Origin of the sequence: Blautia faecis (assembly GCF_020554845.1) — a bacterium.
Lineage (GTDB): Bacteria > Bacillota > Clostridia > Lachnospirales > Lachnospiraceae > Blautia_A > Blautia_A faecis.
Window position 1 is genome coordinate 91,567 of the sequence record NZ_JAJCIA010000005.1, and the last position, 19,095, is coordinate 110,661.

The following is a 19,095-nucleotide window of genomic DNA, read 5'->3' on the forward strand; positions in this document are numbered from 1 at the left end:
CATGCTTTTACTGCTGCTCTGCAGGTCTCTTCGCAAGTGCGATCCATTTCAGATATGCATTAATAAAGATATCAATGGCACCATCCATAACTGCATCTACATTTCCGGTTTCTTCATTGGTACGGTGATCTTTGACCATGGTATATGGCTGCATAACGTAGGAACGGATCTGGTTGCCCCAGCCGATATCCGTTACTTCGCCTCGGATTCCGGAAAGCTTGGCTTCTGCTTCCTGCTGTTTCAGAAGATATAACTTCGCTTTCAGCATCTGCATAGCCTTATCTTTATTCATATGCTGGGAACGCTCATTCTGACACTGTACCACGATTCCTGTTGGGAAATGAGTGATACGGATAGCGGATGAGGTCTTGTTGATATGCTGTCCGCCGGCACCACTGCTTCGGTAGGTATCAATACGGATGTCCTCATCATTGACCTCTACGTCCAGATCTTTCTCAATATCCGGCATTACATCGCAGGATACGAAAGAGGTCTGGCGCTTTCCAGCCGCATTGAACGGGGAAATACGTACCAGACGGTGAACACCTTTCTCAGACTTCAGAAGTCCGTATGCGTTCTCTCCGTTTACCTGGAACGTAACAGATTTGATACCAGCTTCATCGCCGTCCAGATAGTCCAGAACTTCAATTGAAAAGCCCTTGCGTTCAGCCCAGCGTGTATACATACGATACAGCATACTGCACCAGTCGCAGGCTTCTGTTCCACCAGCTCCTGCGTTCAGTTTGATAATAGCATTCTCGCCGTCATACTCTCCTGAAAGAAGTGTCTTCACGCGGATACTGTCAAACTGTGCCTGGAACTCATCCAGCATTTCCTGGATTTCTTCGATCATGGACGGATCATTTTCCTCATAGCTCATCTCGATCAGGGTCTCCATATCTTCTTTCTGGGTTACCAGATTCTGATAGGTTTCCATGTCGTCCTTCATGCTCTTTAATTCTTTCATTTTCTTCTGGGATACTTCTGCATTGTCCCAGAAATCAGGCGCTTCCATTTCGCGCTCTAATTCTTCAACCCGCTTTTCTTTGTTAGCCAGGTCAAAGTGAATCCCTCACTTCCACTAATGGTTCTGTGTATGTTGCAAGAATGCTCTTGAACTGGTCTAATTCAACCATAGCTTCACCTTCTTTCTAATATTTCTGTGTAACAGTCCAGTGTTTTCTGAATCGTTACATTTCTCCAACAATGCCGCCGGCCTGGAACGTGTTTGAAAAATCATTCCCGCGATCCGCACGGCACACAGACTTTCAAACTATACAATAGCATATTCCGTGGAAAATTACAATAAAAAGCGGTGTGGAAAGGAACAGCCACACGTTACCGTTTTCTTTATGAATAACAGGCATTCTCTCTGTTGCGATTTTTTCTCAAAAATGGATTTTAGAATAGGTTGAAAAATTTCTGTATTTCTTATATCATAAACTAATAGTCCGTTTGTGGGTCATGGTTCTATGATATAATGATTTTGGTTAAAGCGATTAATGAAGAGGTATCATTTTTGAAGAAAAAAGAAGCGGTATTTATTGGTGCACTATTGGTTATTTCAGTGGTGCTTTGTATTTTTGTTTATGCGGTTCCACATGGAACTCATGGGTCGATTCAGATTATGGTGGATGGGGAGCTTTATGGGACTTATTCACTGGCGGAGGATCAGGTGATCCAGATTGGGGATACCAATGTGTGTGAAATTAAGGACGGCGAGGTAAAGATGACAGATGCGGACTGTCCGGATCATCTTTGCATGAAGCAGCCGGCAGTGGGCAGTGCAGGCGGATATATTGTGTGCCTGCCAAACAGAGTAGTCATTCAGGGAGAGGGCGATTCAGATTCACAGGATTCCGAGAGTGGATTTGACGCAGTGGTGTAAGTGATGGATCAGAAAAAGACAGCGTATCTTGGGCTGTTTGCAGCCATTGCCATTATTTTCGGGTATGTGGAGTCGTTGATTCCATTTTTTGCGGGAATTCCGGGAATGAAGCTGGGGCTTGCAAATCTGGCGGTGCTTTTTGTGCTGGAGAGATATACGTGGAAAGAAGCGGCGCTGGTTTCCATTGTGAGAATTTTTATTATCGGTTTTATGTTTGGAAGCGGCTCCAGTATTATGTATAGTCTGGCGGGGGCGACCCTTAGTTTGATCGTGATGGTTTTTGTAAAAAATAAGATTGGATTCGGGCAGCTGGGTGTAAGTGTGGCTGGTGGCGTTTCCCATAACATTGGTCAGCTGCTGGTGGCGATTCCGGCAACACATACGGTGGGACTGTTGTATTATTATGCTCCGGCGCTGATGGTGTCGGGAGTGATTACAGGACTGCTGATTGGAGTGCTGACGAAGGAAGTGCTTAAGAGGATTCCGTAATATGTTACCACCGTACGCATCTGGGCTGAATATATTCCACGCGGGGAGGCGCAACATTCCGCGGAGCTAACTGCTAACTGCGACTAAACATCTCAGGAGAGCCTTCGATGTTAAGTCTTCGTAAGCAGTGGATCTCCGCTCCATTAAAGGCGCGCCTTGAATGCCCCGCTTAGGAATATATTCAGCCCAAATGCTGTTGATTGAAAAAGAGCTCCTGACGATAGTTTTGAACTATCGTCGGGAGCTCTTCTTGCTATTCCATAAGTTATCATTTTCTATGAATTTATCATGGACAACTTATAATTCGTTTACTACATATCCGTCTTTCATTAATTCGAATTTATCCATCAATCCACTTGTCACATACACATTTTTGTCTTCATCAACGAATACGGCTTCTGCATCATATTTCTCTAAAAGAGGTTTCGCGGCGTCCAGACCCAGAACGAAGCAGGCAGTGGAGAGGCCGTCGGCCAGGTAACCCTGGTCGCAGACGATGGTGACGGAGGTGAGACCGTTCTGTACAGGATAGCCGGTCTTTGGATCCAGAATGTGGTGGTAGCGGATTCCATCTTCTATGAAGTATTTTTCGTAGTCACCAGAGGTGGAAAGGAACTGGTTGGCGTCCAGGGTGATGGCTCCAAGATAGTCGCCTTCCGTGTCACGGGGATCGGTAAGGGCTACTTTCCAGGAGGAGCCGTCGGGCTTTTCGCCGTAGGTCATGACACTGCTGCCGCCAAGGTTCAGGATCATACCGAAGACATCTGGCTGGGTTTGCAGGTAATCCATGATCAAATCACAGCCCATGCCTTTTCCAACGGCACCAAGATCCAGGGTACAGCCATCAAGAAGGGTTACATTGTTTCCGTCCACCTGAATTTTCTCGTAGCCCACTTCGGGAAGAAGGGTGTCGATTTCGGACTGATCTGGGACATGAGGGTTCTCGCCGGCAATGTCCCACAGGCGGATAATTTTTCCAAGGGTGGGGTCAAAAGCACCGTTGGAATCCTGGGAAAGCTGGCGGATTTTCTCAAGGTCGGCGGCAAGATCATCAGAAACTTCCATGGTCTTGCCATCAGCATTGTTCAGCTGGGAAATCTGGGAGTTTTCCTCTGTCCAGGAAAGGAGGGTGGTTTCCATTTCGCGGAGCTTTTCACCAATCTGGGTATTGATGTCCGCGCCTGAGGTGTAAAGGGTTTCGGAAACTACCGTGTCCATTGCGAAATCTGCGTTGGTGTATTTTTCTATGTCAGATGCATAAACAACTGTAATTGTTTTTCCCAGTACTATTGCAGAAATGACAGTGAGAAGCAGGCTGCCGCAGAGGATTCCTGCCGCACTTCTCTTTCTCAAATGCCTTCTCCCATTAAACATATCCAAGCAGGTAAGTGATTGACCTCTGGACTGCTTTTTATAATGTACCTTAATTAAATCGACTTCATTCTGAAATCTTACTTTACTTCTTTTTTTACTCATATCCTGTTCTTTCTGATTTTATTTTCTCTTATTTTCCAATAGCGTTCGCCCATCTTTTCCCAGCTCGTGTTTAAAAAAGGCTCTCATCTTTCGCCTTCGGAATCCCGATCCGGATGTTCCTCTTCGGGCAGATTCCCTGGCAGGCGTGGCAGCAGATACATTCTCCTGAGAGAGGGGTATCACCGTCAATGTCCAGATGAGCAGGACAGCTCTTTTTGCAGGCTCCGCATTTCGCCGGACAGGTGCCTCTGTCACGGTTGAACAGCGCAGAGGGCGCTATAGGCATTATAGCAAAAATTGTGCCCATTGGGCAGAGGAACTGGCAGAAAAATCTTTCCTGAGTGCACATTCCGATCATGAGCAGAATCAGCAGCACAATCCCCACCTTGTAGGTAGCACCGGGAAGTCTGCCAGCGGTGAGCATGGAAAACACATCCCAGGGGCTCATGCCCTGAAGCTTGCTGTACCAGCCGGTAAGGATAGATACAAGAAGCACCAGAAGCCAGATATATTTCACCTTCTGCAAAATGCGGATGGCTTTTTCTGAGTATCCGTGACGGCCTTTTTTATGAAAAACCTTCTGGCGGATAAACACAGTCAGCTCGTACAATGCATCCCCAAGGGAACCAAATGCGCAGGCATATCCGCAGAAATGCCGTCCGAACAGGCAGGTTACCACCAGCAGCACAGCAGTCACATCCAGAAAGGAATTCCAGCTGATTGCCTGATGTGCTGCGATTGCCTGAAAAACGGACTTCACGCCTGCGAATGCTGTGGAAAAAAGTGCCGGAGCAAAAATGAAAAACAGAAGCTGGATGCCGGCGCGGATCAGCCGGATTTTTCTCTGTCTCTTTTTCATTGATTTTCCGCCTTTCCAAGTGCATCATTTACAGCGTTGATAATTCCAGTGGAACTGAAGGTTGCTCCGGAAATGGTGTCAACATCTGTACTCTGGGCAGCCAGAATGGTACTGATCACGCCCTGTCCCTGGGAAAGGTATGCAGAGTCTTCGCCTGGTGCACTTACCACCTGAATGTCTGTAATCGTGTCATTTTCAAGTGTAACCTGAACCTGGATATTGCCGCCAAAGCCCTGGCCGTCTCCTGTGTAGGTCCCGTTTTTGTAGACAAGATCTTCACTTTCTTCCTCAGAAGAAGCGTCCTCAGCCTCTGTCTCATCTGTATTCTTGTCATCTTTTTTCGCGTCCTCGGAAGCATCCCCGGAAGCCGCTTCTTCCGTCTGGGCTTTCTGATTCTTCGCTTCCTCTTCTGCCTTTTTCTTCGCCTCTTCCTGCGCTTTTGCAGCCTCTTCAAGGGCACTTAATATCTCATCCTGCTGTTTTTCCAAGGCCTCCACTCTGGTTGTCAGACTGGCGATCTGCTGGTCTTTTTCGGTATCACTATCTTTTTTCTGCATGGAGTTGTAGCCAAGGACGGCACCAACGATCAGAAGCAGACATAAAACTCTCATAATAAAACTCTGGTATTTCATGGGTTATGCTCCTTTTGCCTGATTTAATGCATTTCTAAATGCCTGAATAAATCCCTGGGAGGAATATGTGCATCCAGATACTGTATCTACACTGTCTGCGGACTGCTTTCCCATAACCTGTCCAAGAATTCCCTCCCAGGCTGTATCTGCATATTCTTCATCATCATAGGAAAAATAAGTTGCTCCCACAATCTGTCCTCCGGATATTGTTACGGTAACCTGTACACTGTCTGGTCCGTCATTGCCTTCTCCAATGCCAGTGTAGGTTCCATCTGTATATGCACCAGCAGGCACAGGCGTGGGTTCTGGCGTAGCTGTCGGTTCCGGCGTCACAGAATTCTCCGGTGTATCCGTCGGTTCCGGTGCAGAAGTTGGCGCTGGCGTTTCAGTAGGCTCTGGTACAGCTGTAGGCTCCGGTGCAGTCGTTGGTTCCGGAACAGAAGTCGGCTTTGGCGTATTTGTGGGTTCTGGCTTCTCGGTGGAATCCGGCGCCTCAGTGGGCTCTGGCGTTACTGAAGGCTGTACCTCTGTATTTTTTGCCTGCTCCAATGCTATTTTGGACGCATCCAGAATTCCCATAGAAGAAAATGTTGCACCACTTACAGTGTCAATTCCTTCTGTACTCTGCTTTTCCAGTATTTTAGGCTGTATGGATCTCCATGCCTTATTGAAAAAGCTTCTGGTATCTGAGTTTGTATTGGTTACTTCCGTAATTTTTCCGTCTTTAATTGTCAGTGTTATGTTAACCTTTCCAGAATATCCCATTGCAGACCCTGTATAGGTACCATCTTTCAAAAGCTTTACAACCGGCTGTTCATCTGACGGATTATCCGGAGTCTTGGTAGGATGTGGAATCTCCGTTGGAATTGGTGTTACAGTTTCATCAGGTACAGTAGTCGGGGTTGGAGTTATATCTTCTTCCTTTGAGTCTGTAGTTCCTGATTGATCAGCCTTTGAAAGAGCCTGGGATAAAGCTCCAAGAATTCCATTGGAAGAAAATGTTGCACCACTTACAGTATCAATTTCAGAAGTACTCTGTCTGGAAATCACATTGGACTTGATTGTTTTCCATGCTTTATTAAAAAATTCAGGTGTGTCTGTATTTGTGTTGCTTATTTTTTTGATTTTTCCATTTTTTATTGTAACCTTTACCGTTACGATTCCATCAAAGCTTTCTGCCTGTCCCTCATATACGCCATCTTTATAGCTGACAGAAGTATCTTTCTTCGGTTTCTTTGCAGGTTTTGGCGTTGGAGTTGGTGTGGCAGCCGGTGTGGCAGAATCACTGTTTCCTGCCTGTGAAAGGGCATTCTGTACTGCCTGGATAATCCCGTTTGAGGAATAAGTTGCACCGCTGACTGCATCCACATTCGGGGACTGGCTTGATAAAACCTTACTTACAACGCCCTGTGCAGAGGCAAAATAAGAGCCTGTTTCTCCAGAGGCACTCAATATATCAACAGCTGTGATTTTCCCACCTGATACAGTTACCTGTACGGTAATCGTTCCTCCAAAGCCAGTACCGCTGCCCTGATAAGTTCCATCTTTATAGCCGCCTTCTGGAACTTCTGTAGTTGGTGTAGTGGTGGAGCCCTGACCTACCCCTGAAGATGCAGCCGTTTTTACTGGAAGGGTCTTTGAGCTTCCTTTTTTTATACCACTTTTTTTCTTTGAAATTTTGGAGGTTTTTTTCTTTGAAGATGATGATGTATTTTTGCCTGCTTTCAGCAGACTCTCCTCTTTTGCCTCGTCATCTGCTGCCTCATAGGAATAGGCTGTTTTCAGAAGCGATTCCAGATCCTGGGATTTTACAACCTCTCTGGTTTCAGCAGTCACTTCTTTTCCACTGCTGCCAGCCTGAGCACCTGCTGCAGCCACAGCCGCAATAACCACTGCTGCTGGAGCAAGTTTCACCAGATTCTTTTTTTCAAAAGGATTCTTATCACTGTCTCGTTTTTTCATGCTGTCTCCTGTTAAAATATGTAGCAAATTAAATTTCTCTTTACAAGCAAAAGCAGGGGCTGTTAAAAACGGCCCCCGTTCCTTTGCCTTGTTTTTGCACAAGTATTATTTGTTATCGTAAAAGCTTTGTAATCATTATTTTACTTTTACTTTGAATTTCTTAGATACTCCATTACTTGTAACAGTGATGGTTGCAGTACCTTTCTTCTTACCTTTTACAACACCTTTTGCAGTAACAGTCGCTACTTTCTTGTTGCTGGACTTGTATGTTACTTTTCCGGATGGTGTTGCGGTTGCTTTGATTTTTACTGTTTTGCCTTTCTTGATTGTTGCAGAAGATTTTGCAAGCTTCAGAGAAGGTTTCTTAACCTGGATTACTACCTTCTTAGTGTAATTTCCAACCTTTACCGTAATGGTTGTCTTTCCCGCTTTTTTCGCTTTTACAACGCCTTTGGAAGAAACAGTAGCTACTTTCTTGTTGCTGGATGTAAATTTAACTTTTCCAGTTACATCATTTTTTACAACCGTAATGGTTGTAGATGTTTTTCCTTTGGTGTAAATTGTGGAAGCTTTTGCAGTTGCTGTAATTCCTTTGGCCGGTGCTGTAGTCGGTGCCGGAGTTGCAGTTGGCTGTGCAGGTGCTGCAGTTGGCTGTGCCGGGGCTGGTGTTGCAGTCGGCTGTGCCGGTGTTGCGGTTGGAGCCGGAGCCTTTACAAGCATGTTGAGAGCTTCTCTTAAATGTCCGATCTGCTCTTCTACGCCATAAGTTGTCTGATTCTTAATATTTGCAAGCATTTCCTCGCACTCTTCAAGCTCATTTGCAATGCTGTCTTTTGCAGCAGCCCAGCTCTCCGGAGTATAATCAGCCTCGTTCAGGGCTTTTGCTTCTGCGATAATGTTTTCCAGTGGCGTGGAATCTGCATCACCTGCAGGTTTTGCAATATTCTCAGCTGTTGCCTGGAATTTTACAACGTAATCCTGGTATCCAAGGGCATGAACAGTAAGGATCCAGTAACCAGTTCCGTCAGTTCCTTCCGGAAGCTTGCATCTTCCAGATTCTGTAAGACCAAGCTGGATACCCATCATTTTATGCATCCAGTTATCAGCTGCAAATTTTGTTCCATAGTTTGCAAGTCTGTTTGTATAAGTGGAATCATTTCCATAATATGCCCACTCAACAGACTGCATATGTGCACCAAGATCGCCATAGTTTCCAGTCAGGTCAACTCTCAGGAACTCACCATAAGAACCATTTCCAGGTTTTACAGTTGCTGTAATTCCGTCTGCCACTTTCAGCTCTGCATCTTTGATACCAGACTCAGTTCCGTTCTGTCTTGCTCCGATTACAAAGCTTCCGTCTTCAGCTTTTGTAACTTTTTTCAAACCATTTGTATTTGCAGTTACATTTGCAACAGCTTCATAGGATTTCAGTTCTTTCTCGCCATAACCGCCGATCAGCTGTCCGCCATTTTTTACAATTGTATGGCTTTCTGCAAAAGCAGCAAGGTCAGCTCTCTTAATCTCAACCGGTACATATTTCAGTCCAGTTACGGTATATCCGGTTACATTGTTCCGGTTAAATACTTCTGATGTTCCATCGGCATAATAAACTGTTTTTCCGTCTGCGCTCCAGTGGGAAACTGTTTTTCCATTAAGAACCGCGATTGCCTGGAAGCTTCCTCTGTGAAGGCCATGGTTTGCAGTTGCTCTTGTTACAGCATCAAATGCTCCAAGGTCTGACTCACCTCTTCTGTCTTTTTCTTCAGAAGAAGCGGTGGAGCCTGCATTGTATACATCCTCGGAAGACCAGTATTCAGCCCATGTAAGACCTGCGTATACATATACGTTTTCGTTGTAAACAAATGTTACATCTGGGTATCCGGCAGCACTTACAACTACTGTATCTCCATCGTTTACAGCTGTTTTAGAATAATCAAGAGTTCCATCCTCCTGAACAATCTTCACAGCACCTTTTCCGCTTGCAGCATACTCTTGGTCACCAATTTTTACTTTTGAAACTGTTTTGGTAAATGCAACAAACTGCTCAGCGGTAATATCTGCCGCAGCAACCAGTTTTCCTTCATACTCATCATAGGAAGCCATTACAGTATCTGTTGTTGCTGTAAAAGTAGCGCTGACAGGAGCATATTTTCCATTTGCATCGGAAATTGTCAGAGTATGTGTTCCAGGTGTAAGATTTGTAACCTTTACTCCTGTCTCTGTTGTCGCTGCTTCCACATCATCAACTGCATATTTCTTTGAATAATCAGATGGAAGTGCTTCAGATAATTCAACTTTAACCTCTGCATCTGTTACCTTGATGTTGTCAACGGTTGCACTGACACCTGTTTTTACCGGAACATAAGTATCTGGAATATCAAAATTAATTTCCCCCTTATCCGTATAGTACGTTACGCTGGAAATAGTTTTTCCCATCATGGATTTGTAGTGATCAGAGCTTATTGGGCAACCGTGAGATTCTGTTGTAAAGCCGGTGCTCCATGCAAGTTCTTTTCCTTTCCAGATATTCTCAAGATGACGGAGTGCATAAGTGGTTCCGTCTGTTGTATTGATGATTACACCATAAATCTTATCACCATTAGATGCATTTACTACTGCCTTTACTGCTGTCTCATCCAGCTCAAGCTGATAATCTCCATATTTGGAATTAAGCTTTAATTCAGCATTCACACTAACATTCTGTTCGGACATTCCCTGAACAGCGCCAAAAGAAATATTTTCGTTCTCATCTACGCTCATTTCCTTGTAATATGCAGGAGTTTCTGCCGGAACATAATAAGTATAGCTTGGCTGTTCAATAAGAGCCGCTGCACCAGTATATGTATTAGTACTTACCTGGCCTTTCATGTTCGTAGTAATCTCTATAGTAGTGCTGTCTGTAATCTGTTTAAAATTTTCCAAATCAGAAGCTTTATTCACTTTTACCGGAAAAGTAACACCTGCAAGTTCATTTCCTTCCGCGCTTGTATGATAAGCAGCATTTCCATTCATCACGCCGCTCATCTTTGTTTTTGCTTTCGTCGCGGATGTAAATGCATCTACTTTTACATCATTGTTTTTCAACTCAGATCTGTAAAAAGCTTCATAGGGAATGTTCATCAGTACGATCTGACCATCCTCCACTGTTTTCAAAGCTCCCGCTTCATTGTTGGTTTCGCCCTCAGTGTCTGCTAAAAAAGCATCTTCTGTGTCTCCGGTTTCACCATCCTCGAATCCAGACTCCTCTTCTGCGGCTTCTCCAGACTCAAAACCATCCTCTGTGTCTGTAGCAAAATCTGCTGAATCGTCAGCCTCTGATGATTCGTCATAGTCGTCTGAAATCTCATCAGAACCATATGTAGTCTCCTCAGATACCTCAACAGCTACTTCTCCAGAAATAAAGTCCTCTGCCATAACTCCAACCGGTGAACTGGTCATCGCTACAGCTGCACTCATAATGATCGGAGCAATTTTTCTTAATAACTTTTTGTCAGCCATTCTCTTCCTCCTTGTTTAACTATTATTAGTGTTTTCTAATCTTTGTTTATTTTACAGAATTGTGTTAGAAATGTCTATCTATTTTTAGTTTAGACATTGCACTTTTTTTATCAACAAGAGGGGCTGTTTCGTATATCAACATGCTGATTCCGTCTCCATATTTTATATAAAAAATGCTTTCCTCTCTTTAGGCATAATGATATCGCTTACAGACATCATCCCCCCATTTGCAGCAAAAAAGAATCCAGGCACGGAAGTCTTCTTACTTCTATACCTGGATTCTCCTACATTGAAAATTAAGCAACTGCCATATTGACTTGTCTGATTTTTCATCTGCTGCTCCTACGTCAGTCGCCGTAGCTACCGCTACACAGCCCCGGCCGTTGGGATGCGCCATATGCACCATATTTTCTTTCTATGAGAAAAAGCTCTCAGCCACGCTCATCTCCGCAATATATCCAACAGTTCCTGTCATAAAAATAGTTCCGTCTTCTTTAATGTCGATCTGGATCATACCACCTGGCTGGTTTACATTGATTCTGTTTTCCATCCGACCTTTTCGGTAGGCTGCAATGGCTGCCGCACAGCTTCCTGTACCGGAAGCTTTTGTATAACCGGAGCCACGCTCCCAGATCTCGATATCCAGATTTCCTTTATCAATCTGGCGGCAGATCTGCAGGTTCACTCTTTCCGGGAACTCATCTGCATTTTCCACATATGGCCCCAGCTCCCTTACTTTTTCCTGAGATACTTGATCCATGAAAATAATGCAGTGTGGATTTCCTACTGTGAGACAAGTTGCCTTGTATTCTTTCTTGTTAAATGTAAATGGCTCATCGATCACCTCACGCACCTCGCCAGTTACCGGAATCTCTCTGGAAAGGAAAGAGGCTTTGCCCATATTTACGCGGAACTCTGTCGCTCTGGCATTCAGACACTCTACTTCGATTGTTCCGGATAAAGTCTCAATGGCAAATTTTTTCTCTGTAACATACTCATTGTCCATAAGATATTTTGCAAAAATACAGACACCGTTTCCACTGATTGCAGCTTCACTTCCATCGGAATTAAAAATACGCATTCCCATTTTTCCGTTAATGTCAACTGGTCCGTAAAGCACACCATCCGCTCCAAGTCCGAACCCCCGCTGGCAAAGAAGCGCAACTTTTTTACCCTGCAGCTGAAGCTGGTTTTTCTTCGCATCCAGTACCAGATAATCATTTCCAAAGCCCTGATATTTTGTCATGATAATGCTGTCTCTCATTGTTTTCAATTCCTTTCTGACGAAGCGCCCGTGATCTTTTTTCTCAAATCACATCTTATATATCCAGTATAGCGTTTATTTTTCCCATGTACATAGAATAACTTGCGAAATATATTGCAAAAAATGCGGTATTTCAATTATAATAAAGTCATATTTCAAGCGCAGAATTGAATTATGACGCTACGCAAACGTAGCTGCAAGCAAAGTTTGCGGTTCCATACACACTATAGTAAAAACAGGAGCCATAACATATGAATTCTTTCAATGAGCCTACTGAAAAAACCGGCTATCTGGAGCAGGATTTCCGGCTTTTTCACATCAAGGATCAGACCAAGCGAGAATTTTCCTACCATTATCATGATTTTCACAAGGTGATCATCTTTCTTTCCGGAAAGGCAGCCTACCACATTGAGGGAAAGTCCTACTACCTGAAGCCCTGGGACATTCTCCTCGTGAACCGTCACGCCATCCACAAACCGGAAATTGATTTTTCGGTTCCATACGAACGTTTTGTACTATGGATCCGCGACGACATCAAATCCACAGAACTACTCCGCTGTTTTCAGAAGGCGATTGACCGGAGTTACAATCTAATCCGTCTGGACTCTGACACTCAGGAAAAATTAAAGCAGCTTCTCTACGAACTGGAAGCTGCCCTGAAAGACGAAAAATTTGGAAGCGAGCTTCTTGGCTCAGCTCTTTTCACCCAGTTCATGGTTTATGTAAACCGCATTTTTCTGGAAAAGCAGTACATTTATGACGCTCATTCCTACAGCAGTGATTCCCAGATAGAAGAGCTTCTACGTTATATTAACCACAACCTTACTGAAGATCTTTCCATTGAGACCCTTGCACGGAAATACTACCTGAGCAAGTATCACATGATGCGGAAATTCAAGGAGGAAACCGGTTACACCGTCCACAACTACATCATTAGCAAGCGCCTTCTTCTCGCCCGCACAAAAATTTCCGAAGGCACCCCCATCCTGAAGGCCGCCCAGTTAAGCGGCTTCTCCGACTATACCACCTTCTCCCGGGCCTATAAAAAACAATTTGGCACCGGGCCAAGCCAGACAATATTATTGCTATTTAGTTGATTAAAAGTTCTTCAATGCGGACGCATTTGGACAATGTGTATTACTCACTCGCCGGCGCAACGCTCCAGCAAACTAATCGCTAACTGCGACTAATGCGTTCGGGAGAGCCCTCACGCATAAGTCTCCGTAAGCGCTGGATTTCGCTTACGCTAAGAGCGCGCCTGAAATGGCTCGCTGGAGTAATACACATTGCCCAAATGCTGTGTGTCGGCTGGAACTGAGGTTATTTAGGAACTTTTAACGAGGGGAGGGGGAGTGATTGGTTTCCCGATACTTTCTTACCAATGATAGATTAGGTAAAACCAATAAAGCTGCGAAGTATCAACCATCTAAATGGGGTATTGAAGACACATAAAATAATATGTCAAGTTCTTTGTTTGCAAAACAGCCCTAAGAATGTGCAAATACTTCATAGAAATTATAAAAGCCGCTAATTTCCGGCAAAATTCCCATAAACTTTTGTTTCCGATACAGTATAGGGAAACCAGTCACTCACCCTCCCCACCTGTTGAAAGTTCCTATGTACAGATAAGTCCCATCCAGTACACAGCATTCGGGCAATGGTGATTGCTCTAGCGAGCCATTTCAGGCGCGGTTTTAGCGTAGGCGAAATCCACTGCTTACGGAGACTTAATCGTGAAGGCTCTCCTGAACGATTTAGTCGCAGTTAGCAGTTAGTTCGCTGGAGCGTTGCGCCGGCGAGTGAGCAATCACCATTGTCCGAATGCGTCCGCCTTGAACAACTTTCAACACACTAAATAGCAAAAGAGCGAATTTCCAAGACCTCCCGCCTCTGGAAATTCGCTCTCTCTAGTCACTCTGATTTAAACATTAGCAGTCTTTCTGCCGCAGCACTGTTTATACTTCTTACCGCTTCCGCAAGGACACGGATCATTCGGATAAACCTTAATTTCTTTTCTCTGAACCGGCTTACGAACACTGGAATCATCCTTGTTAGTACCAGTAACCTTAGCCACCTGCTCACGCTCGATTTTCTGCTCCACATGAACATGATACAGCATTCTGACGGTGTCCTCCTGAATGGAAGTGATCATGCTGTTAAACATATCAAATGCGGCCATCTTATACTCAACAACCGGATCTCTCTGTCCATAAGCAGTCAGACCGATACCCTGGCGGAGAATCTCCATGTCATCAATGTGATCCATCCACTTGCTGTCAATGCTCTTCAGAAGGATAACGCGCTCAAGCTCACGCAGCTGCTCTGGCTCCGGGAATTCGGACTCCTTCGCCTCGTAAAGCTTCACAGCCTCCTCCTTGATCAGATGCTTCATCTCATTCTTTTTCTTACCCTTAACCTTCTCAGATGTAAGCGGCTCGATTGGGATGATCTGACGGAGAACACTGTTGAACTCATTCAGATCCCACTCTTCAGAATCTACATCCTCAGAGAAACACATATCTACTGCATTATCTACAATATCTGTAATCATCTTGTAGATGGCATCGCGCATGTTCTCACCATCCAGTACCTGGCGACGCTCTTTGTAGATGATCTCACGCTGCTCATTGTTAACCTGGTCGTAATCAAGAAGATTCTTACGGATACCGAAGTTGTTAAACTCGATCTTCTCCTGTGCCTTCTCGATTGCATTGGAAAGCATCTTGTGCTCGATCTGCTCATTCTCAGCTACACCAAGGGAAGTGAACACCTTCATCAGACGCTCAGATCCGAACAGACGCATCAGGTCATCCTCCAGGGAAATGTAGAAGCGGGATTCTCCCGGATCTCCCTGACGTCCGGAACGTCCACGCAGCTGGTTATCAATACGTCTGGACTCATGACGCTCTGTACCGATGATCTTCAGACCGCCAGCTGCTCTTGATACATCATCAAGCTTAATATCTGTACCACGACCTGCCATATTGGTTGCAATGGTAACTGCACCGGCCTGACCCGCCTGTGCTACGATCTCAGCCTCAAGCTCATGGAACTTGGCATTCAATACATTGTGCGGGATTCCCTCTCTCTTCAGCATACGGCTGATGAGCTCAGAAGTCTCAATGGTAATAGTACCAACCAGTACAGGCTGCTGCTTCTCATGAGCTTCCTTTACAGACTGGACAACTGCATTGAATTTCTCTTTCTTTGTCATATATACGGCATCATCTAAATCCTTACGCTGAACCGGCTTATTGGTCGGGATCTCAACAACGTCCATAGCATAGATATCACGGAACTCTTTCTCCTCAGTAAGGGCAGTACCGGTCATACCGCCTTTCTTATCGTATTTGTTAAAGAAGTTCTGGAAGGTGATGGTTGCAAGAGTTTTGCTCTCGCGTTTTACCTTAACATGCTCTTTCGCCTCGATTGCCTGGTGGAGACCATCCGAATAACGACGGCCCGGCATGATACGTCCGGTAAACTCATCAACAATCATAACCTCGTCATCTTTTACAACGTAATCCTGATCACGGTGCATCAGATTATGAGCACGAAGTGCAAGGATAATGTTGTGCTGGATCTCAAGGTTCTCCGGATCTGCAAGATTCTCAATATTAAAGAATTTCTCAACCTTCTTCACACCCTGCTCGGTAAGGTTGACAATCTTATCCTTCTCATTTACAACAAAGTCACCAGTCTCGATAACTTCCTCACCCATGATGGCTGCCATCTTAGTCATCTCATGGCTGGCTTCTCCACGCTCCAGCTGCTGTGCAAGGATATCGCAAACCTCATACAGCTTGGTGGACTTGCCGCTCTGACCGGAAATGATCAGAGGAGTACGAGCCTCATCGATTAAAATGGAGTCGACCTCGTCGATGATACAGTAGTGAAGGTCACGCTGTACCAGCTGCTCCTTGTAGATAACCATGTTATCACGAAGATAGTCAAATCCAAGTTCGTTATTTGTAACATAAGTAATATCACAGTTATATGCCTCGCGGCGTTCTTCCGGCTTCATGTCGTTCAGAACTACGCCTACAGTCAGCCCAAGGAATCTGTGAACCTGTCCCATCTCGTCGGCATCACGTTTCGCCAGGTAATCATTGACTGTGACAACGTGAACACCTTTGCCTTCCAGGGCATTCAGATAGGATGGCAATGTAGCTACAAGGGTCTTACCTTCACCAGTTTTCATCTCGGCAATACGACCCTGGTGAAGTACGATTCCACCGATGAGCTGTACTTCGAAATGCTCCATTCCCAGTACTCGCTTGGCAGCCTCACGGACGGTAGCAAATGCCTCTGGTAAAAGATCATCCAGGGTAGCTCCCTCTTCCAGGCGTTTCTTAAACTCTCTTGTCTTACCACGAAGTTCTTCGTCGGTTAATTTCTGCATTTCGGGACGCAGATCCTCGATTTTCTTAACGAGAGGCATGATACGCTTAACCTCTCGCTGGCTGCGGGTTCCGAAAACTTTTGAAAACATGTTCATTTAGCTTTTATACTCCTGTCTATCTTTTTAGATGCTATATTGTGTAATATAACTGATTTCATTTCATTTAAAATTATTTATTTTGTTTAACATACCAGTCTATTTTAACACTTTTTGTCATGGAAAACAATAAATATTTGATGAACAAAATATGTCTCCCATATGATATATTAAAGTAAAATGAATTTATACCCCAAATCAGCCTCAAATTATTTTATGTTTTAGGAGAATTTTTATATGATTTATCTTTTTCAGGAACTGGACTTAATTTCAAACGAATTGCTTCACCAGATGATTTTCTCATTGCCTGTTGCACGCAGGGAATATGTTCAGCATTTTAAATTGCCGGAAGACCAGAAGCGTTCTGCCCTGGCCTGGCTGCTTTTGCGTTATGGACTTAAACAGGAATATGGTTTCCGGGAAATCCCGGATTTCCAGAAAACCTCTTCTGGGAAACCATTTTTCCGTGGGGAAAATATGCCGTTTTTTAATCTCAGCCACAGCGGAAATTTCGTAGGCTGTGCCTTGCATGACAGAGAAATTGGTCTGGATATCCAGAAGCTCACCGAGCCCCGGGAATCTCTTATCCGAAGAGTCTGCACTCAGGAGGAGCTTATTTTCCTAAAGTCCCCCCAGGATTTCTGCCGGATCTGGGCTATGAAGGAAAGCGCCGTCAAACTTACCGGAGAAGGGATCACCGGAAATTTCCGGGAGATTCTCACTCTACATCCGGATATGCACACCCATACCATCCCATTAGAAAATGGAACCGGATTTCTGGCCTACAGTATTTATGACGAAAGCAAGCTCCCTGTCCGCGTACTATCCGCCAGGGAGCTTGCTGAAGAATTACTTTAAAATTCAAACTTTTATAATTTTTTCATCAGGGAACGGATCATCCAGAAATCTGGTCACATGATACTGATCCGTTTCTGCCAGATGAAGCTGCAGCAGTGCCAGACCAATTCCAGCTGCTCCGTCAAAGCAAAAAAACAAGGGCATGTGAAAAAACTTTCGTTTTTTCACACGCCCTTCCTATTCACCTGTTTTATTTTTCAAACGGATATATCTCTATTAATCCTCCGGCTCGATCAGTCCGTAGGTATTCCCCTTACGCTTGTAAACTACATTCACCTGATCAGTCTCTGCATTGCAGAATACGAAGAAATTATGTCCAAGAAGTTCCATCTGGACACATGCATCTTCTGGATACATAGGCTTGATATCGAATTTCTTGGTACGAATGATCTTAACCTCTTCGTCCTCTTCATAATCCTTGTCCAGATATGCTTTCTGGAAGTTGGCAGCTGACTGCTGCTTATCTACGATCTTGTTCTTGTATTTCCTGAGCTGACGTTCAATTACTTCCTCTACAAGGTCGATTGATACATACATATCGTTGCTGACCTGCTCGGAACGGATGATGTTGCCCTTAACCGGGATCGTCACCTCGATTTTCTGTCTTTCTTTTTCTACACTAAGAGTTACGACAACTTCAGTGTCAGGAGTGAAATACCTTTCCAGTTTACCGAGCTTATCCTCTACTGCTGTACGAAGCCCGTCTGTCACTGTGATGTTCTTTCCGCTGATAATGAATTTCATGCTTCCATCCCCTTTGCTGTTTGATGGGTATATTATAACACATTACTCTAAAAATTAACATCATTTTCTGAAAAAATTACGAATTTTTTCACATTTATAAATTACCTATCAATTTTTCAAATGGTATGGTGCCACCGAACAGATCCAGGGCACTTCCTACCGTCACATCCAGTTTTCCGCCTGCTGCCATTTTGAGGGTCTGGATATCCTCCATGCTGCCAACGCCGCCAGCGTAAGTGACTGGGTGCCCATTGTATTCACCAAGCAACTTCGCCAGGGAAACTTCTATACCTTTTGCCTTGCCCTCCACATCCACTGCATGGATGAGAAATTCATCGCAATAGGCACCCAGCTTTTCCATCAGTTCCAGAGTTACCTCCTCCTCTGTAAATTTCTGCCAGCGGTCTGTGACTACATAGTATGCATCCTCTTTTTTACGACAGCTGAGATCAAGGACAAGGTGTTCTTTTCCGGCTGCATCTACCATCTTCTCCAGATTTTTCCAGGAAATATGGCCATCACGGAACACATAGGAGGTGACGATCACATGACTGGCTCCAGCAGCAAGATAATCTGCCGCATTGTCCGGGTTTACACCGCCTCCGATCTGAAGACCTCCTGGATAAGCGTCAAGGGCCAGCATGGCCTGGGCTTTTGTAGCCTGGAAGTATTCAGAATCCGCACTGTTCAGAAGGATAATATGTCCTCCCTTCAGACCTTTTTCTTTATACAAGGAAGCATAAAAAGCTGCATCCTGCTCTGACACAAAATTCTCCTGTGCCTGGTTTCCCTCATCCTTCAGACTTCCTCCTACGATCTGCTTTACCTTTCCATTATGTATATCTATGCAGGGACGAAATTTCATGATGATCCTCCTTTTCTTGCATTTGTAATTAAGTTGTAGCTATCCTGTATTTTGCTCACAAA

16 protein-coding genes are annotated in these 19,095 nt (G+C 44.6%); 4 read left to right on the plus strand and 12 right to left on the minus strand.

Annotated features, from left to right (window positions below):
• Positions 1 to 7: 7 nt before the first annotated feature.
• Positions 8 to 1,136, minus strand: a protein-coding gene (gene prfB / locus LIZ66_RS04115; RefSeq protein ID WP_148461030.1) for a peptide chain release factor 2 whose coding sequence is annotated in 2 segments (ribosomal slippage) — positions 8 to 1,060 and positions 1,062 to 1,136 — 1,128 coding nt in all. Because the reading frame shifts where the segments join, the coding sequence is not laid out codon by codon here.
• Positions 1,137 to 1,519: 383 nt separating this feature from the next.
• On the opposite strand from prfB, the gene LIZ66_RS04120 reads away from it, so the two are divergent.
• Positions 1,520 to 1,888 carry a NusG domain II-containing protein gene (locus LIZ66_RS04120; RefSeq protein ID WP_227200250.1) on the plus strand — a complete coding sequence of 123 codons (369 nt, stop codon included), beginning with the start codon at positions 1,520 to 1,522 and terminating at the stop codon, positions 1,886 to 1,888.
• Positions 1,889 to 1,891: 3 nt separating this feature from the next.
• The gene (locus LIZ66_RS04125) at positions 1,892 to 2,377 is read left to right on the plus strand and encodes a Gx transporter family protein (protein WP_118580355.1); all 486 of its coding nucleotides are present in this window, start codon (positions 1,892 to 1,894) and stop codon (positions 2,375 to 2,377) included.
• A gap of 297 nt (positions 2,378 to 2,674) precedes the next feature.
• On the opposite strand, the gene LIZ66_RS04130 is transcribed toward LIZ66_RS04125, so the two are convergent.
• The 7 genes from LIZ66_RS04130 to dapF form a co-directional block, all read right to left on the minus strand.
• The gene (locus LIZ66_RS04130) at positions 2,675 to 3,730 is read right to left on the minus strand and encodes an FAD:protein FMN transferase (protein WP_227200252.1); all 1,056 of its coding nucleotides are present in this window, start codon (positions 3,728 to 3,730) and stop codon (positions 2,675 to 2,677) included.
• A gap of 193 nt (positions 3,731 to 3,923) precedes the next feature.
• Entirely contained in the window at positions 3,924 to 4,712 is a 789-nt protein-coding gene (locus tag LIZ66_RS04135; protein ID WP_227200254.1) for a 4Fe-4S binding protein, read from the minus strand.
• The gene (locus tag LIZ66_RS04140) at positions 4,709 to 5,344 is read right to left on the minus strand and encodes an FMN-binding protein (RefSeq protein WP_227200255.1); all 636 of its coding nucleotides are present in this window, start codon (positions 5,342 to 5,344) and stop codon (positions 4,709 to 4,711) included. Before LIZ66_RS04140 ends, LIZ66_RS04135 begins: the two co-directional genes overlap by 4 nt.
• A 3-nt stretch (positions 5,345 to 5,347) precedes the next feature.
• The gene (locus LIZ66_RS04155; RefSeq protein WP_264467151.1) at positions 5,348 to 7,306 is read right to left on the minus strand and encodes an FMN-binding protein; all 1,959 of its coding nucleotides are present in this window, start codon (positions 7,304 to 7,306) and stop codon (positions 5,348 to 5,350) included.
• Positions 7,307 to 7,441: 135 nt separating this feature from the next.
• Positions 7,442 to 10,804, minus strand: coding sequence for a penicillin-binding Tp47 domain C-containing protein (locus LIZ66_RS04160; protein ID WP_227200257.1), 3,363 nt, complete (start codon positions 10,802 to 10,804; stop codon positions 7,442 to 7,444).
• Positions 10,805 to 10,966: 162 nt separating this feature from the next.
• Entirely contained in the window at positions 10,967 to 11,137 is a 171-nt protein-coding gene (locus LIZ66_RS04165) for a hypothetical protein (protein WP_173735271.1), read from the minus strand.
• Positions 11,138 to 11,219: 82 nt separating this feature from the next.
• Positions 11,220 to 12,068: a diaminopimelate epimerase gene (gene dapF, locus LIZ66_RS04170; protein WP_195379610.1), complete on the minus strand. Its 849-nt coding sequence runs from the start codon at positions 12,066 to 12,068 to the stop codon at positions 11,220 to 11,222.
• A gap of 251 nt (positions 12,069 to 12,319) precedes the next feature.
• Between dapF and LIZ66_RS04175 the strand changes: the two genes are divergently transcribed.
• Complete coding sequence (locus tag LIZ66_RS04175; RefSeq protein ID WP_227227633.1) at positions 12,320 to 13,165, plus strand: AraC family transcriptional regulator; 846 nt, start codon at positions 12,320 to 12,322, stop codon at positions 13,163 to 13,165.
• 824 nt (positions 13,166 to 13,989) lie between these two features.
• On the opposite strand, the gene secA is transcribed toward LIZ66_RS04175, so the two are convergent.
• Positions 13,990 to 16,566: a preprotein translocase subunit SecA gene (gene secA, locus LIZ66_RS04180; protein WP_148461021.1), complete on the minus strand. Its 2,577-nt coding sequence runs from the start codon at positions 16,564 to 16,566 to the stop codon at positions 13,990 to 13,992.
• 237 nt (positions 16,567 to 16,803) lie between these two features.
• Between secA and LIZ66_RS04185 the strand changes: the two genes are divergently transcribed.
• Complete coding sequence (locus LIZ66_RS04185; RefSeq protein ID WP_187565128.1) at positions 16,804 to 17,424, plus strand: 4'-phosphopantetheinyl transferase family protein; 621 nt, start codon at positions 16,804 to 16,806, stop codon at positions 17,422 to 17,424.
• 3 nt (positions 17,425 to 17,427) lie between these two features.
• Here the strand turns inward: LIZ66_RS04185 and LIZ66_RS04190 are convergent, their stop codons facing one another.
• From LIZ66_RS04190 to hisA, 3 genes are all read right to left on the minus strand, one after another.
• Complete coding sequence (locus LIZ66_RS04190; protein ID WP_173770386.1) at positions 17,428 to 17,592, minus strand: hypothetical protein; 165 nt, start codon at positions 17,590 to 17,592, stop codon at positions 17,428 to 17,430.
• 48 nt (positions 17,593 to 17,640) lie between these two features.
• Entirely contained in the window at positions 17,641 to 18,168 is a 528-nt protein-coding gene (gene hpf, locus LIZ66_RS04195) for a ribosome hibernation-promoting factor, HPF/YfiA family (RefSeq protein WP_118582188.1), read from the minus strand.
• Positions 18,169 to 18,262: 94 nt separating this feature from the next.
• On the minus strand, positions 18,263 to 19,033 hold the full coding sequence (hisA, locus tag LIZ66_RS04200; protein WP_195380089.1) for a phosphoribosylformimino-5-aminoimidazole carboxamide ribotide isomerase: 771 nt from the start codon (positions 19,031 to 19,033) through the stop codon (positions 18,263 to 18,265).
• Positions 19,034 to 19,095: the final 62 nt, after the last annotated feature.

Bases quoted from the DNA above. Each gene is read 5' to 3' on its own strand.
- LIZ66_RS04125 (WP_118580355.1), top strand. From the start codon at position 1,892: ATGGATCAGAAAAAGACAGCGTATCTTGGGCTGTTTGCAGCCATTGCC.
- LIZ66_RS04140 (WP_227200255.1), bottom strand. From the start codon at position 5,344: ATGAAATACCAGAGTTTTATTATGAGAGTTTTATGTCTGCTTCTGATC.
- LIZ66_RS04175 (WP_227227633.1), top strand. From the start codon at position 12,320: ATGAATTCTTTCAATGAGCCTACTGAAAAAACCGGCTATCTGGAGCAG.
- LIZ66_RS04135 (WP_227200254.1), bottom strand. From the start codon at position 4,712: ATGAAAAAGAGACAGAGAAAAATCCGGCTGATCCGCGCCGGCATCCAG.
- dapF (WP_195379610.1), bottom strand. From the start codon at position 12,068: ATGAGAGACAGCATTATCATGACAAAATATCAGGGCTTTGGAAATGAT.
- hisA (WP_195380089.1), bottom strand. From the start codon at position 19,033: ATGAAATTTCGTCCCTGCATAGATATACATAATGGAAAGGTAAAGCAG.
- LIZ66_RS04160 (WP_227200257.1), bottom strand. From the start codon at position 10,804: ATGGCTGACAAAAAGTTATTAAGAAAAATTGCTCCGATCATTATGAGT.
- hpf (WP_118582188.1), bottom strand. From the start codon at position 18,168: ATGAAATTCATTATCAGCGGAAAGAACATCACAGTGACAGACGGGCTT.
- LIZ66_RS04165 (WP_173735271.1), bottom strand. From the start codon at position 11,137: ATGAAAAATCAGACAAGTCAATATGGCAGTTGCTTAATTTTCAATGTA.
- LIZ66_RS04185 (WP_187565128.1), top strand. From the start codon at position 16,804: ATGATTTATCTTTTTCAGGAACTGGACTTAATTTCAAACGAATTGCTT.
- secA (WP_148461021.1), bottom strand. From the start codon at position 16,566: ATGAACATGTTTTCAAAAGTTTTCGGAACCCGCAGCCAGCGAGAGGTT.
- LIZ66_RS04155 (WP_264467151.1), bottom strand. From the start codon at position 7,306: ATGAAAAAACGAGACAGTGATAAGAATCCTTTTGAAAAAAAGAATCTG.